Below are 15,565 nucleotides of genomic sequence, written 5' to 3' on the forward strand. Positions count from 1 at the left end.
ATGAAACCCTCGATATCGCTCATCACGCCGAGCCATCGTGGCGATCGCGACAGATGCCGGCTGCTGTGTGACTCGATCGACCGCTATGTCACCGGTTACGACACCCACTACATCGTAGTGGGGGACGAGGATGCCGACGCGTTCGCCGGGTTCGAAGGTGAAAAGCGCCACGTTGTTGTTTCGTCCAGCCTGTTGCCGCCTCTGTGGTCCCTTCCGAAATGGCGTGGCCGGCACTACTGGTGGGCCCCATACATGCGCCTTCCGGTTTATGGCTGGCATTTGCAACAGTTGCGCAAGATCGCCATGACCCTCGCGCAGCGGAGCGATCGGGTCATGTGCATCGATTCCGACAACTGTTTCTGCAAACCCTTCGACGTTGGGGCCTTGGCGCAGCAGCCGAAAGTCGCTCATTTCGTGGCGTCCGGTGACGTCAATTCATCACGACCAAGGCATGTCCGCTGGTGGCACAATGCCCATCGGCTGCTCGGCCTGACGCCACCCGCCCTGCCAGGCGACGATTTCATCAGCCAGATGGTGCTCTGGGAGCGGCGAACCGTCGATATCATGACGAAACGCGTCGAAGCGGCGAGCGGCCTTCCCTGGTGGCAGGCGCTCGCTCGCGTCAGGCATTTTTCGGAGTACCTGCTCTATGGTGTTGCCGTCGCAAACGACGAAGAGCTGGCCAACCGGCACATGCGTGTTTCGCAGAGCCCGTGTCTGACCTACTGGGAAGGACCGGCGCTCGACCAGGCGGGCCTCTCCGCGCTCATCCGGCAAATGACGCCCGAACAGACGACGATTGCCGTCCAATCGCATACGCGAACACCGATCGACGTGATCCGCCAAATTGCGCTTGGCACGGCGGCCTAATTGCTGGCGCGATAGGGCGTCGGAAGGACGCCGAGAGTGGCGAGCGTTCGACCGATCGACACCAAAAGCGGATGGCTTGCCGGTAGCAGCCGTCGGGTCCTGACGAGCAGCGCCAGCGAGCGCATCGCACCTGCTCCGAGACTGAGCGCATTCTTTGCGATCACTCTTCCGGCTGATCCGCTATGCATCCGATCGATGACGTAGTTGATGCTACCCGTTCGCAAGGATCGGGTCATCAGGAAGCGGGCCGAAACCCGTTCCTCGGGAACGAATTCCCAGATCACCGCCTCCGCGCACCACCAGCTCTTGTAGCCTGCCCGTCGGCACCTCGTGAAAAACTCCATGTCTCCGCCGCCGAGAAAGTTGAAGCGCACGTCAAACAGCGGCGAGGGGAGACCTTCGAATACATGCCGGCGGATGAGGCAGTTTCCGGAGCCGTGGATCTGGTCAATCTGGCGCGTCGTGCCCTCGATCGAACCGAAAAGAAGATGCCGTTTGACGGCGTCGGTCACGGGCACCTCGAACTGCCGCACCACCGGTCCGCCAACGATATCGGCCTTCTCGCGCCTTGCCGTGCCGACGATCGCCGCAAGCCAGCCTTCGAGGGCGATCTCGTCGTCGTCGATCATCAGCAGGAACTCGGCGCCGGGAAATGCGTCCATGGCTTCGCCGAACGCGCGGTTGATGGCATGACAGTTGCCTTGCCGCTCCTCCGTCAGCACCAGGGACGGTTGGCACTGGCTGGCGAGGAATTCGCGTGCGTAGCGGGCACCCACCGGGTTCGCCGCGTCATTGTCAACGACCACGACGGCAAATGGAAAATCGGTTTCCTGGGCACAGACAGATTGCAGCGTCCGAGCGAGCCAGGCGGGTCGTCGAAATGTTGGGATGCAGACCACGGCCTCTACGGACATCTTGCTTTCCTGCATGTTCCAAATCCCCGTCGTATTAAGGACCGTCCAGTCGGCCAGTTCGGGGGAGGTTTCACCTCGCGACGGCGAAGCTTTAGCCGGCTGCGGGATAATCTACAATCAGGGCCTGATCATGAGGTTAACAGGCTCTGTCGAAGCCGCTCTGCCGTCGGCGCCGCGGGAATTGCCGGCAGCGTCGGTATGGGCGCCGCCGTGCTCACGAGACCGGCATTTGCCTGCAGGCGCAGCCCGAAGACGGCAACAAGCATCGTAAACCAGATCGGTCCGCTATTGCCGAAGAACGGGCTTTCGAGGCAGGCGAGAAACAGGGAAAACAACCAGATCCGCAGGAAAAGCCGGGTCAATGCCCGGTCGTTTCTTCCCTTCAAGGCGCGTGTGGCGTATCCGATCGGCAGGATGACAAGCCAGACAAACACCATCGCCAGTGCCGGTATTCCGCCATTGATCAGCTGTTCGACATAGCCGTTATGAGAATTGGCCGCGGTCACGGCCCATGTCGTCATCGCCTGGCCGCTGTTGAACAAGGCTTCGGTCTGCCAGAACGACTGGAAACCATAGCCGATGATGGGCCGCGCGGCGATTGCCGACAACGCCAGGCGCCAGATCGAACCACGATCCGTAAACGTCGGATCGATCCCGGCAGAGGCGAGCAAAGTGCTGAACGACGTCGATACGGCTGCCGTCAACAGCATGAGGTTCAGGCCAATGAGGCCAGCAAGCAGCATGGCGGCGCCGGCCTTCGGCCAACGTTCGAATGTCCAGGCAAGAACAAGGATTGCCGGCAGCATTGCTGCAGAGGTCTTTCCGCCGGCGTGGAGCACGAAGAACGCCGCCGAAAGGGTCATCAGCAGACCAAGCCTGATGTGCCCGGCCTTTCTCGCATAGAGACCGAAGAAAACGGCATAGACCATGGCGGCAGCAGCAACGTTCTTGTGGCCGAAGTGACCGCGCCAGTCGCCCGCAAGCGATTGCTCGAGGGCGTCGGTGGCCTGGTGGATCGCAAGGTGCGGCAGGGCGATGACGCCGAGATAGGAAAGAGCGATCGCGAAACCCAGGCCGATCGACATCAGTCCTGCGAACTGCTGGCCATCGCGCGGAATGAGAAGCATGGCATTGGCGCACAGGCAGACCAGTATCGCAAAGATAATGCGGCGGTAGGCTGCGGCCGGATCACCGGCAAACAGGCCCGTAAACAGCATCCAGACAAGCAGACAGGCCAGCAGGCCATGTGGGCGCAACAACAGTTGGCGGGCCGGGTTTCGCAGGACCGTAACCAGTACCACACCCGACATGGCGACGACGATCAACTGGTTGAAGACGTTCGAACTCGCGCCATAGGGCGTGGAGAGGCTGGTGGCATTCGGGTCGGGAAAGGGGTTCAGGCCGATCCAGAAGTAGCCGAGGATCAGGAGAAACAGGAAGGCGGTGAAGCCGCGGCCGTCTCGGCTCGACACGGCCCCGACGACCTTAGTCATGGGTCTTGGCCTCGCTGTCAATCAGCCGTCGATAGTCGCGCCAAAAACCGGAGAGAAGGGCTGCGAAAATCCCAAGTCCGAGGCCGAGGATGCCGCCCGCACCTGACAGCACGTAGCCACGCGGCGGAAAGCTTCGCGCTGTCGGCACAACGGCGGGGGAGACGATCCGGACGTTGGTCGTGTCGATCTGCTGGCGCTCGGCGGCTTCGCCGGCCCTTGCCATGAAAGCCTCGTAGACCGTTGCCTTGGCGCGTGCCTCGCGTTCGAGTTCGCGCAGATGAATTTGCGCTGCCGTATCCTGGAAGACGGATGTCTTCATCTGGTTGGCTTCCGAATTGAGTGCGTCAAGGGCCGACTTCGCCTGATCAAGCTCTGCCTTCGCCGATTGCACGATCCGTGCGGTCTCCGCATCGATCTGGCCCTCCAGCGCGCGAAGCTGCGGCTGAAGCGTGACGATCATCGGATGCTTTGGTCCAAGGATCGCCGATTGCGACGTCGCCCGTTGGCGCAACGTCGAATATTGGGTTCGCAGCATCGTCATCGTTTCCGATTGCAGGGCAGATGCGTTCAGGCGGTTCTTCGGATTGGTCGATACGAGCTCGTTGTAGCGTGATTGCGCCTGGATGAGACGCGCCTTGGCATCGATGAGCTGGGTGTTCGTCTGGTTCGACATGAGGGTGCTGACCAGTTCGCCGGAGCTCGACTGCAAGCCCTGTTCCCGCTTGAACACCTCGACGGCAGCCTCTGCCTTGGCAACCTCCGCCTTCAGGTCGCCGAGGCGCGCAAACAGCGAACTGGCTGCCCGTCCAGCGCCTTCCGACTCCGCCCTGGCAAGTTCTTCCTGGAACGCCGACGCGATCGCGTTGGTGATTGTGACCGACTTGGCAGCATCCTGCGTCCACACGGCGACGTTAACGATGAAGGATCGTTCGTCGCGGCGGGCCGTGACGCGCTTGGCGAGCGTGCGAAGCGCGTCGGAGCCCGGATCCTTCGATGTCTGAGACGCGAATTCCGGATCCGAGGTGAGCTTCAGGTCACCAACCACGCGGTTCAACACGTTGCCTGAGGTCAGGACGCGCAATTTGCTCTCGACATCCAGGAGCTGGGTGTCCCTCTGGATGCTCTCGGAAAAGATGTCGTCGGCAACGACGCGAAGGTTCGACGGGTCGACCAGGAGGTCGATGCCGGCGGTATAGCGCGGCTTGACGACGAAGACGACGGCATACCCTGCAACCGCCCCGAGGAGCGCACAAGAGATGATGAGAATGACGCCTTTCCTGAGCCAGGTTAGGATACGCGTCAGATCGAACTGAAGGAGTTCCTGGACCACGGCCAGACGGCCCTGCAGCGGCGCCGGTTCGACCAGGGTCAGGCCTGGCCGGGCTTGTCCGACACGCCCCTCCTGGCGTGTCGTCCAGCCGCGCGTGCTGATGACCGGAGTCTGATGTCTGGTAGCGGCTTCGTACATGGCGGCGAGATCTGAGTGACACGGCGCGAAATAACGCGAAATATACGGTCAAAAGACCTGATTTTCCTTAACTATCCATTAATGGCGATTTCATTTGTTGCGTGCGCGCGACACAGGCGTTCGATAAAAGCCGGACTCTCAAGGCTTGGCTGGCGCGCCCGGCCGAACCCTGTCTCATTTGAAGACAAATCGAAGGATGTTGATCAATGCGCAGGCGGGATTTCGTTCTCGGTGCCCTGGGTGCCGGCCTGGCGTCAACGGGCGCCTTCGATAGCCTCGTTCGAAACGACATCACCGCGCAGGCGGCATTCGCAAGAGGCGGCATTCCCTACGGCGCGGCGGTGCGCACGGACCTCCTCGACACGGAGTTCGACTACAAGGAAGCCATTATCGATCACTGTCAGATCGTGGTCGGTGAAGGCGGCCTCAAATGGATCGATCTGCGTCCGAGCCAGGAGCAGTTCGTTTTCGAGCAGCCCGATCGCCTGATCGACTTCGCCAACCGCAACGGGATGCAGATGCGGGGGCATACGCTTGCTTGGTATGGCGCCATGCCGGACTGGACGAAAACCATTGCCAGTGCGGCAGAAGCCGAACGCGAGCTCGTCCATCACATCACGACCGTCGTCGGACGCTATCGGGGACGGATCCCCAGCTGGGACGTCGTAAACGAGGCGATTGCCGAAACGCCGATGCGCGGCTCTGTCATACGCAATTCAATCTGGCAGGAACGTCTTGGCCCACGCTATATCGAGATTGCCCTTCGGACCGCGGCCGCGGTCGACCCCTCGGCGCAGCTCGTCATCAACGACTACAACGTCGAAAACCCGACATCCCAGTGCCGCGACCGGCGCAAGGCCTTGCTCGATCTCCTGCGCAGCCTGAAGGATCGTGATGTTCCGTTCCATGCTGTCGGAATACAGGGGCACCTGCCCGGAGACCTGGAGATCGACAGGGAAGGACTGTCGAGGTTCGTGGAAGACGTGAAGGGAATGCAGCTCGATGTTCTCGTCACCGAGCTCGACGTCATCGACGACAAGCTGCCCCCCAACGAGTACGACCGCGACCGGATCGTGGCCAGGCGTGCGGGTGATTTCCTCGCTGCAATCGGCGAGGCCGCGCGTCCGAGCGCCGTCCTCACCTGGGGGATTACGGATCGCTATACCTGGGTGCCGATGTGGTTCAAGCGATCGGACGGCAAGCCGAACCGGCCGCTGCCGCTTGATGCCTCGTGCCGACCGAAGGCGTTGATGAAAGTGATCGACGAGTTCACGCGCGCGGCTGAATGATGTTTCGCCAGATTTCGACCTATATGATCGCGAATGCCGTATCCGCAGCCTTCGGCTTCGTTTCGGTGGTGCTGTTCACGCGTATGCTCAGCCCGCATGAATATGGGATCTATGTCGTCGGAACGGGCGTCGCCGGTGTAATCTCGACGCTGCTCTTCGGCTGGATAAAATTCTCGGTACTGCGTTTCGAATCCGAAGGCGGAAGGAAGGATGTCCGCACAACCGCGCTCTATGCCTATGGCGGGCTCATGCTGGTCAGCCCGCTGGTCGTTGCCGTGACGTGGCTGATCGCCGAGAATTCATCGACCTATGTCGTGCCCGCCGTGTTCGTCGCGTTCATGGTGGGGCTTTTCGAATTCGTCCAGGAGATCTTCAGATCACGCCAGCAGACGGGAGCCTACATGTGGTCCGTCATTCTGCGCGCGGTGCTGACCGTCATATTCTCGGCTGGTCTTGTGATGCTGTTTGGCATGGGAGGGCAGGGCCTGCTCGTCAGCGTCGCCTGCTCCTACCTCGTAACACTCCTCGTCTACGCGCCGGGCGTCTGGCGTCGGCCTCGCCATCCCTTCGATGTCGATCTGCTGAAGGATATGCTGCGCTTCGGGATTCCGATGACGGCGTCGTCCTTCGTCTTCGTCCTCCACACCGTCCTCGACCGCATGATCATCGTGACCTACATGGGCGAGACGGCCGCCGGTGTCTATGGCGCTGCTGCCGATCTGGTGCGTCAGATCATCCTGTTTCCAGGCGTCGCGATCGGATCTGCCACGATCCCTGTGGCGATCCGGCTGTTGACGCAGGACGGCCGCGAGGCCACCAACCGGCATCTGACGGAAACAGCCGAGATGCTTCTGGCCGTGCTGATGCCGATGGTCGTCGGGCTGGCGCTGGTGGCGCCAGGGTTCGCCTCCTTGATCCTTGGGCCAGAGTTTCGGGACGCTGCCGCGATGCTGATGCCAATCCTGGTCTTTGCCTGGCTGTTCCGATCGATCTCCTATCAGTTCGTTCACGTCAGTTTCCAGCTGGCAATGAAGCCGGGGCTGATGGGTGTCCAGGGCTTGATCATCCTGGCGATCAACGTTGCCGCCATGTTTGTCCTTGTCCCGCGGTTCCAATTGGTCGGGGCGGCTTACGCGCTGTTGATTGCCGAGATAGGCGGCGCGATCGCGGGCTATTTCCTGTCCTATCGGGCTCACCGCTTGCCATTCGAGCTCAGACCGATCCTCAAGGTCAGCCTCGCGACCGCAACGATGGCCGTGCCGACCGTCATCGTCGGGCGGCACCCGACCGGTAATGTGGTGCTTGACCTCGCAGCGCCAATCATCACCGGCGTCGTCGTCTATACGCTTGCCGGCATTGCACTCAATCTCGCCGGCGTCCGCGTCGCATTGACGAAGCGGCTGCGACTTGCCTGAGGACGAACACGTTTGCGTGATTGGCGGCAATGCAAGGGAAGAGGCGCACTCCGTACAGATTCCGCTAATCCTTACCACCTAAGGAAGAAGCCAGGGAAGGACGCACGGCGGGGGCCGGGTTGGGGCATGGGATGACAACAACGATAGAGAATGGCGCGAATTCGGTCACAGGCGCGTGCTGCGCCTCGCGGCCGGTGGCTTTCGGATCAAGCACCGGCCTGTATGCCGAAGCGGATCAGGGCACGCGGCCAAGCGGCGTGGCCGTGCTTTTTCTCAATCCCTGGGGGATGGAGGAGATGTGCACGCGCAGGTTCTACCGGATTCTGGCCGAGCGCCTCTCGGGCATCGGCGTGGCCAGCCTTCGGTTCGATTTTTCGGGCACGGTGAATTCGCTCGACGAAACCGCCGGCGAACGCGGTCTCTCGGTCTGGCAGCAGCAGGTTGCAACGGCCGCGGAAACCCTCCGGGAGCTTTCTGGAGCGCGCAGTCTCGTTTTCCTCGGACAGGGGATCGGTGCGAGCCTCGCCCTTCTATCTGCCGATAAGCGGCCGTCGCCGGACGCCCTTGCCCTCCTGGCGCCTGTGCTGAAGGGGCGGGCCTATCTCCGCGAGCTGTCGCTCTATTCCAGGCTCATCGACGACGGGCTCGGTATCAAGCCCGAGTTGCGGGACAACGCGGCCGGATCGATTGCCGGGATACGCATGCCGCGGGCCGTTGCTGATGACCTCCGGCGCCTGGACCTCACGAAGGTGGAGATCGATGCACCCCCTGATCTGTTCCTTGCCGTTCGCCCCGGTCTCGAAAGTGACGTCACCCTATGTCATCAGCTGGAAGCGGCTGGATGCCGGCTGCGTGCGACTGATTTTGCCGGTTATGATGCGTTTGTGTCCAATCCCCTCAATCAGGAAATTCCTGACGCCGTGGCCCGGGATCTGATCGATTGGGTCCAGTCTCTTCCCGGCTACCAAAGCGGGCGCCTTTCGGCGAGGACAATGCCGATGCCCGTCGCATCGGTTCGATCAAGGTGCATTCGCGAAACCGCGGTTCGGTTCGGTCCGGACGAGCGGCTCCATGGCATCCTGTGCGAGCCGACAGATTCGTTCGCCGGTGTAACGGCTGTCATTCTGACGACGGCTTATGATCATGCGGCGGGCTGGGGACGGTTCTCGGTCGAGCTTGCGCGCGCGCTCGCAACCGCCGGGGTGGCATCGTTCAGATTTGACAGCGCCGGCGTCGGGGATAGTCCGCCGGTGCCGGGTCGGCGCAGGCAGGTTCTCTATGACGAGGCGCAGGTGGACGATGTCATAATCGCGCGAGACTTTCTCGAGCAGCATGGCCCAGGTGGCAGCACGATCCTGATCGGGCGATGCAGTGGTGCCTACGTCGCGTTTCGTAGCGTCCTTGCCGATCCTCGCTGGGACGCCTGCATCCTCGTCAACCCGGTTGCGTTCCGGTGGCGGTTCAGAGGGCTTCCAAAGACCCTGAAGTCTTACCTCAAGAATGCGCTCGATCGGGAAAGCCTGCTTCGTCTGTGGGCGGGCGATCTCGACCTTCGCGCGGTGACCAGGAACATTTCCGTGCGTCTTGTTGACCGAATGGCGAGCCGGCTGTCGTCGGTTTTTGCGCCAGCCAAGCCACTGACGCAACTGACCCGGCAGGTGCACCGTGATTTCCAGGTTCTTGCCGATCGCAGCATGCCGCTCGCAATCGTCTACACCGAAGGGGACGAGGGCCAGGATATGTTCAGGGTCAATTTTGGCGATGCGGGCGAAAGATTGTCGGCCTATCCCAACGTGGCACTGCACCTCTTTCCCGATGCCGACCATAATCTGACACCGATGCCAGCCCGCGAAAGACTGATCGAGCTGGCCAAGGTTGAGGCGCTCGCGATTAGTGCCGCTTCCCTGAAAAAAAGTATGGCACGAGGCTGAAGGCCTTGGGTATCGATTTGGGATGAGCCGCGCAAGACATCCTGTCCGCGGGAAGCGTTACCTCAGGTTTCAAATATCAGCAGGAAATAGGCCACGAAAAGGACAAGGTGCACGGCCCCCTGCATCAGATGCGTGCGCCCGCTTGCGAAGGTGATGATGCTGAGTGCGAGCGTCAGGATGAGCATGACGGAATCCGTACGGTCCAGACCAAGCACGACAGGGTGCCCGGTGACGTGGCTGATCACCAGCATTGCCGGGACGGTCAATCCTATCGTCGAGAGCACGGACCCCAGGAAAATGTTGACGGATCGCTGCAGGTGATTGGCGACCGATGCCCTGACCGCGCTGATTGCCTCGGGTGTAGCGACGAGGATTGCCATGATCACCCCGCCCAATGCTGCGGGGGCATGCAGCGTCTCGATGAAGTAATCGATCGGCGCGGCAAGTTCCTCGACTAGGAAGACGACGAGTGCCATGTAGGCCACCAGCAGGATGACGGGAAGAAGCAGGCCTCGTTCTTCCGTTTCGACGCGCTCGGGGCGGGCTTCGCCGGTATCGTCGACAAAGAATTCTCTATGGCGTCCGGTCTGCAAGCTCAAAAACACGCTGTAGAGACCGACCGAAATAAAGGCGAGGACTGTCTGCTGGACGAAGGAGTAGGGCGGTCCGCTCGCCGAATGGGTGAAATTCGGCATGATCATGCTGAGCGTGGCCAGTGGCACGATGACACCGAGATAGGCATTGGCGCCCTGGAGGTTGTGATGCTGGTCATGGCGCCGCCAGCCCCCAACCAGCAGTGACAGTCCGACCATGCCGTTGAGGATGATCATCACGACGGCAAAAAGCGTGTCGCGCACCAGGGTCGGGTTGTTTTCGCCATGTTGCATCACCGCCGTGATCGCCATGACTTCGATGGATGTGATCGCAAGCGTCAGGATGAGGGTCCCGTAGGGCTCACCCAGGCGTTCTGCGAGATCGTCGGCATGGCGAACGACCGACAATGCGCAGCCGAGGACGACTGAAAACAGCCATGCAAAAATGATGAACAGCCACACGGAATTGGAAAGCAGAGCGAAGATCGATTGACCTGAAATCAGGAACACGACGCTCGTCAGAAGACCGAACGCAAGGAGCCGTTCACGGCGTATCGACGCCAGCCCTCTGCGTTGCTGCATGGCTGCTTCCCGATTCATCCTTCCGCCCTCGTTATGCCGGCAAGTATACGCCACAAGCCGACGGCTCCGTCCACTCCCATCGTTAGTGGAAATGGCGTAGCCGTGACCTTAAAGCCATGCGATCTCTCGACCGTCATCGTGGCTCGCGAGCGATTTTGCCAACGGGGAGGCTCAGTCGCTATCCCGTCTGGACAAATTTTTGCACTGCACTATGATCCGCGGACCAGCTGCAAACGCTTCGAGGTCCGGAATGGATGCCGCCAATGCGCTTGATGCCAGGACACCCGATATTTCCGACGACCATTTACAGACGCTCTTCGCGGCGATGGAACGCGACGGTTTTTGCTGCATTCCAGATTTCGTGGACGCAGCAAGCCTCTCGACCATGCAGGCTTTTGTGGCTTCGTCGGTAACCGGGTCAAAGCACGAATATGTCGCATTTCAAGGAAGCGAAGCAGTCAGGGGATCGGGACTGGATGAACTGGCACAGTCAGGCCGGTTTCAGTCGATCTTCAGGCGTCTTTACGAGGCGAGCCGAAGAAGGCCGGCCCCTCCGGTCGAATTCCATCAGGTGTTGCGGTGCCTCACGGGAAAAGGCATGACCGAGCACTCCCTCAATTTCCACTATGATTCCTATCTGATAACGGCGTTGATCCCGATCGTAATACCGACGGCAGGCAGGCCCGGCGATCTTTACATGGTCCCGAACAGGCGGCCCGTTCGCGCCAGCTATGTCGGCAACCTCCTCGACAAGATCCTGGTGGACAAGGTCCGCCAGAAGTCCCTGAGAGACCGTGCCGAGAAGGATCCGACGTCCTTCACGCGGATAAAGATGGTCCCCGGATCCCTTTATTTCTTCTGGGGCTATCGCAGCATCCATGCGAACGAGCCTTGCGATCCCGGAACAGTCAGGGCAACCGCGCTCTACCATTATTTCGATCCACATGCCGAAAGCGCGTTGAAGGCACGGCTCAGACATTGACCGCAATGATCAGCGCGTGGCGACCGCCGACAGTGACAGCGCTGTCACCGTACCCCGAGAGCTTGCGAGCCACGCCCCACGACGGTTCGACCAACACCGGCGGTGACCGGCGAGCGTTGTTTTTCGCTTCCGCCAGGGGCCGCATTGTGACGTCAAAATCGCTTGCCGGCGATCTTATGAGCTTGTTGCGCTCGGCTGGCCTCCTATGTGCTTGATGAGAAGAGCCATGTAGAGGTCACCGGGTTGCGCGGGCGGCCCTGGCCGAAACGCGAGGAACCATGCAGGAGCAGACAGTCGTTCACCGTGAGGCCCACATCCCGGCGCCGCCATCTGCCGTTTTTGCCTTGCTGACCGATCCTGAAAAGATCCTGCGATGGATGGGAACTGAGGCCGAGGTCGAACCACAACCGGGCGGGCTTTACCTCGTCAACGTCACCGGCTCTCGTTTCGCCAGGGGATCGTTTCGGGAGGTGATACCTGTACACCGGCTTGCCTACAGTTTCGGCTGGGATGGAAGCGAGATCGTGCCACCCGGCTCAAGTCTGGTGGAGATCGATCTGATCGAAAAGCCGGACGGGACGCTATTGAAGTTGACCCATTCAGGGCTGCCCAACGCAGAGCAATGCGCCGGCCATTCGGAAGGCTGGGAGCACTATCTGGGACGGCTTGCAGAATGTGCAGCTGGGCGCACACTGGGTCCGGATCCCTGGAGAGGCCGGGTTTGATGGCTGCAAACAGGAGGGCCGTCTACGCTAAATGTGGACCTTACCTCGGAGCGAACGATGGTCTCGCCATGACGGCATGAAGATATGGAGCTTTCACCCTCCCTCACATGGCTTCTCGATGAGGCTGGCTCTGCGCCAAGTCCCGAGTGGTTCCTCGCGGAACTGGGTCGCAGGCTTCTTCTCGATGGCATGCCGATTGCGGGTGGCGCACTGACCCTTGCCGCGCCACACCCGATCATCACGCGTCGCACCTGGCTCTGGCGTGCCGAAACGGGAGAGGTCATCGAGGCTCTCAGCTTTTCCAACACCTTGTTGGGGGAGGCCGACGGTCAGTGGCTTTTGGGACTGGGACCAGTTGAGGAAAGCATTGTCGGCAAACCTCCAGGCAACGCTACCCTTGGATGGGCGGGAGCCCGGCCGTTTGCCGACAGCGAGGGCCTCTGCCTGAAGGACGTGGCCCGGTTCGCCGCACCGTCCGTCGCTGCGTTGTCAGCGAGGGAAGGGCTGACGGCCCTTCTCGAAGCTTATCTTGGCCGCAGAAGTGCTGCGCGCGTACAGGCCGGAGCGATGACCCGGGCGTCGGCGAAACGATACAGGCTGCCTTGCTGTGTGCGGATCTGCGCGACTTCACCGCTCTTTCCGAGGCAACAGAGCCTGCCGTGATGATCGCGATGCTCGACGCGTGGTTCGACCGGATTGCCGGTGCGGTGCATGCGTTTGGCGGCGAGGTGCTGAAATTCATGGGCGATGGTGTGCTCGCAATCTTTCCCGTTACCAGCACGCCGCGATCCGCGTGCGAAGCGGCACTGCGCGCTGTCTCCTCGGCCCGCGCCGGCATGGCTCACCTCGATTCCTTGCGTCAGGATAAGGGGGCACCAGCGCTTCCATTCGGAATTGCCGTGCATTTCGGGTAGATCCTTTGGGGCAATGTCGGCGCTGCGGATAGGCTCGATTTTACGGCGATCGGGCCAGCAGTGAACCTTGTCAGTCGACTTGAAGGACTATGCAAACCCTTGGGACACAGTGTCCTGGTTTCAGGAGCTGTGGCCGCCGAGGTGGTGATGCCCCTCGTCGCTGCCGGAGAGCACCAGCTACGGGGGATAGCCAAGCCCTGTGCGGTCTTCACGCTGGTCTAGGAATGAAGGGTCGGTGCGGGGCAAGGCACGACCGCGCCACGGGCTCAAGCGCAGAGCGGCCTTGGTCCTTCGCACGACCGGAAATCAGAACCAGACGTCGGCGACGGTACGGGCGTCCGGTGGGAGATCCTCGAAGCTGTGGAGCCCGTCGAACCTTTGCAGCCGGATTCCGGCAACATCATCGGGCTCGGCCAGGCGAAGGTTGACAGCGATCCTGGTGCGTCCATCGCCACCAGGCTGCAGCGCGCGCCAGCTCACGAGATTTCCGCAGCGACTGCAGAAGTTGAATGAGAGCGAGCGTGAACCGCAGGTATAGGCCGTCAGCGCTCCGGAAGTGTCTGCGACTGTAATTCCCTCACCGTCATAGTCGTATGCCCAAAGCACGCCATAGCGACGGCAGAGCGTGCAGTTGCAAATCGTGGCGTCAGGAATTGCACCACGGAATTCCCAGTGGACCGCTCCGCAGTGACACGACCCGCGGATAGTCGGGCCCGATGCGATGTTATCGGTGGGCGTTGCCATAGACGTTCTCCCGAGGGCTTGCCTCGAGATCTAACGCAGGTCGTTCAAAAAAATAGGGGCGCAAGCCTCGCTTGCACGTCGTCGGCTGCCTGTCGCTACGGCATCAACGCCTTCACTTGACGGCAGCGTCACCAGTTCCCCGGCCGAGAAGCGTGCCGACAACAAGAACGATGTCCTGCCAGAACCCGGCCTTCCTGATATAGCGGGCGTCGGCCTGCGCGAGTGCCTCTGGCGTCGACATGTCTATCCCTTGGAGCTGGGCGAGGCCGGTTATGCCGGGGCGCACGGAAAAGACGCGGTATTTGCGGCGCGCAGCAATGACCTCACCTTGGGTCGGCAGGCAAGGCCTCGGACCGACGAGGCTCATTTCGCCCTTGAGCACATTGATGAGCTGCGGCAATTCGTCAAGCTTGTAGGCCCTCAACCTTCTGCCGAGCGGCGTGATCCACGAAACCGGCGCGTCGTGGGAGCCGACATTAGGCGTCCCCGCCGCCATGGTCCGGAACTTGATGCATATAAATGGCATCTCATAGCGCCCCACGCGCTCCTGGCGAAAAAGCGCCCCGCCCGGAGATGATCGGCGCACAAGGATTACAAGAACCAGGAAGACCGGTGACAGGAGGATCAGTCCGAACGATGCCGCGCAAATATCGAACAGCCGCTTCAAGAGTCGGTTAAAGCCGTGGAGCATGAAAAATTGCATTCCCGTCAAAGTTGCTGACCCGAAACGCTTAGAAACAGCGCTTCAGCGCTTGCCCCATATCAAAAGGGGGCGTCCAATCCAAGAGCGTGCGCGTCGGCGTAATGTCAACTTCCAGCCAGTCGGTCAGGCGCGACAAGAGTTCCGTCTTGCCGGCAATCGCTGCCAGGCTCCGCAAGGCGAGCGTAGGACAAGGCAGCAGGCGTGCCGGGCATCCCGTTGCGGCAGCAAGGCGCCTGACAAGTTCCGGCGTCGAGACTGCCTCGTCGTCACCAGCCAGCAGGGTCTGTCCTGCGGCGGCCGGATGCAGCGCCGCTGTCAGGATGAGGTCGGACAGGTTTTCCACATAGACCATCGATCGGCGATTGCGGATCGACCCAAGGGGCAGGGGTATCCCGCTTTTGACGAGCTTGGTCAGGGCGCGAAAACTGCCACCAACGTCGCGGCCATAGACCAAAGGCGCACGGATGATGACGATCTCCATGCCCGACGAACCGGACAGCTCGATCAGGCTTCTTTCGGCCTCGAGCTTGGAGACCGCGTAGCCGCTCACCGGGTTCGGTACGTCATCCCGCCTGAAGGGATGGCCTTCAGCGGTTCGTTCGCCGTGGACCTTGATCGTGCTCAGAAAGACGAAGCGCCTGACGCCGGACGCGGCAGCCTGTCGGGCAAAATTGACGGTTCCCTCGACATTGACGGTCCGAAGGAGCGCGCGATCCTCCCCGGATCCGGCCACGACATTCTGGTTGGTGGAGGCAAGATGAATGACGATCTCGATGCCTGAGAGCGCTGCGCTCCAGTCGGTGGCGCCGTTGATATCGCCGACGGGGCTGTACCCATGCCGATTGGAACGGCTTGCCGCCCTGAAGGCAGTGCCGCGCGTGCACAATTCCTGTTGCAGATCCTGACCGACGAAACCGGTCGCACCGGTGACGAGCAGCATCG

At 61.2% G+C, this 15,565-nt stretch carries 13 protein-coding genes and 1 pseudogene; 7 read left to right on the top strand and 7 right to left on the bottom strand.

Annotation, left to right across the window (positions count from 1 at the left end):
• On the top strand, positions 1-870 hold the full coding sequence (locus FHX16_RS22930; RefSeq protein WP_183759057.1) for a DUF6492 family protein: 870 nt from the start codon (positions 1-3) through the stop codon (positions 868-870).
• Here FHX16_RS22930 and FHX16_RS22935 read toward each other — a convergent pair.
• From FHX16_RS22935 to FHX16_RS22945, 3 genes are all read right to left on the bottom strand, one after another.
• Positions 867-1,799, bottom strand: coding sequence for a glycosyltransferase family 2 protein (locus FHX16_RS22935; RefSeq protein ID WP_259130565.1), 933 nt, complete (start codon positions 1,797-1,799; stop codon positions 867-869). The genes FHX16_RS22930 and FHX16_RS22935 overlap by 4 nt on opposite strands.
• Before the next feature lie 113 nt (positions 1,800-1,912).
• On the bottom strand, positions 1,913-3,277 hold the full coding sequence (locus tag FHX16_RS22940; protein ID WP_259130567.1) for an O-antigen ligase: 1,365 nt from the start codon (positions 3,275-3,277) through the stop codon (positions 1,913-1,915).
• Positions 3,270-4,745 (bottom strand): GumC family protein, encoded by a 1,476-nt coding sequence (locus FHX16_RS22945; RefSeq protein ID WP_183759060.1) that lies wholly within the window; start codon positions 4,743-4,745, stop codon positions 3,270-3,272. The genes FHX16_RS22940 and FHX16_RS22945 overlap by 8 nt, the downstream gene beginning before the upstream one ends.
• Before the next feature lie 206 nt (positions 4,746-4,951).
• Here FHX16_RS22945 and FHX16_RS22950 point away from each other — a divergent pair, with 206 nt between their 5' ends.
• The 3 genes from FHX16_RS22950 (at position 4,952) to FHX16_RS22960 (ending at position 9,380) form a co-directional block, all read left to right on the top strand.
• A complete protein-coding gene (locus tag FHX16_RS22950; protein ID WP_183864076.1) occupies positions 4,952-6,034 on the top strand; it encodes an endo-1,4-beta-xylanase in 1,083 nt (360 codons plus the stop codon).
• Positions 6,031-7,449, top strand: a complete 1,419-nt coding sequence (locus FHX16_RS22955; protein ID WP_259130570.1) for an oligosaccharide flippase family protein — start codon at positions 6,031-6,033, stop codon at positions 7,447-7,449. Before FHX16_RS22950 ends, FHX16_RS22955 begins: the two co-directional genes overlap by 4 nt.
• Before the next feature lie 131 nt (positions 7,450-7,580).
• Positions 7,581-9,380 (top strand): serine aminopeptidase domain-containing protein, encoded by a 1,800-nt coding sequence (locus FHX16_RS22960; RefSeq protein WP_183759063.1) that lies wholly within the window; start codon positions 7,581-7,583, stop codon positions 9,378-9,380.
• 62 nt (positions 9,381-9,442) lie between these two features.
• On the opposite strand, the gene FHX16_RS22965 is transcribed toward FHX16_RS22960, so the two are convergent.
• Positions 9,443-10,573 carry a calcium:proton antiporter gene (locus FHX16_RS22965; protein ID WP_405049313.1) on the bottom strand — a complete coding sequence of 377 codons (1,131 nt, stop codon included), beginning with the start codon at positions 10,571-10,573 and terminating at the stop codon, positions 9,443-9,445.
• 232 nt (positions 10,574-10,805) lie between these two features.
• Here FHX16_RS22965 and FHX16_RS22970 point away from each other — a divergent pair, with 232 nt between their 5' ends.
• The 3 genes and pseudogenes from FHX16_RS22970 to FHX16_RS22980 all read left to right on the top strand — a co-directional run bounded on the left by FHX16_RS22970 (position 10,806) and on the right by FHX16_RS22980 (position 13,398).
• A complete protein-coding gene (locus FHX16_RS22970; RefSeq protein ID WP_183864080.1) occupies positions 10,806-11,537 on the top strand; it encodes a hypothetical protein in 732 nt (243 codons plus the stop codon).
• A 278-nt stretch (positions 11,538-11,815) separates the two neighbouring features.
• Positions 11,816-12,262, top strand: a complete 447-nt coding sequence (locus FHX16_RS22975) for an SRPBCC domain-containing protein (RefSeq protein WP_183864081.1) — start codon at positions 11,816-11,818, stop codon at positions 12,260-12,262.
• An 84-nt stretch (positions 12,263-12,346) separates the two neighbouring features.
• Positions 12,347-13,398: pseudogene (locus FHX16_RS22980) on the top strand (adenylate/guanylate cyclase domain-containing protein).
• Positions 13,399-13,482: 84 nt separating this feature from the next.
• On the opposite strand, the gene FHX16_RS22985 reads toward FHX16_RS22980, so the two are convergent.
• The 3 genes from FHX16_RS22985 to FHX16_RS22995 form a co-directional block, all read right to left on the bottom strand.
• Entirely contained in the window at positions 13,483-13,920 is a 438-nt protein-coding gene (locus FHX16_RS22985; RefSeq protein ID WP_183864083.1) for a GFA family protein, read from the bottom strand.
• A gap of 112 nt (positions 13,921-14,032) precedes the next feature.
• Positions 14,033-14,611 carry a sugar transferase gene (locus tag FHX16_RS22990; protein ID WP_183759069.1) on the bottom strand — a complete coding sequence of 193 codons (579 nt, stop codon included), beginning with the start codon at positions 14,609-14,611 and terminating at the stop codon, positions 14,033-14,035.
• A gap of 40 nt (positions 14,612-14,651) precedes the next feature.
• Entirely contained in the window at positions 14,652-15,563 is a 912-nt protein-coding gene (locus tag FHX16_RS22995; protein ID WP_259130574.1) for an NAD-dependent epimerase/dehydratase family protein, read from the bottom strand.
• Positions 15,564-15,565: the final 2 nt, after the last annotated feature.

The sequence above is a fragment of the Rhizobium sp. BK661 genome (assembly GCF_024808825.1).
Classification (GTDB): Bacteria; Pseudomonadota; Alphaproteobacteria; order Rhizobiales; family Rhizobiaceae; genus Rhizobium.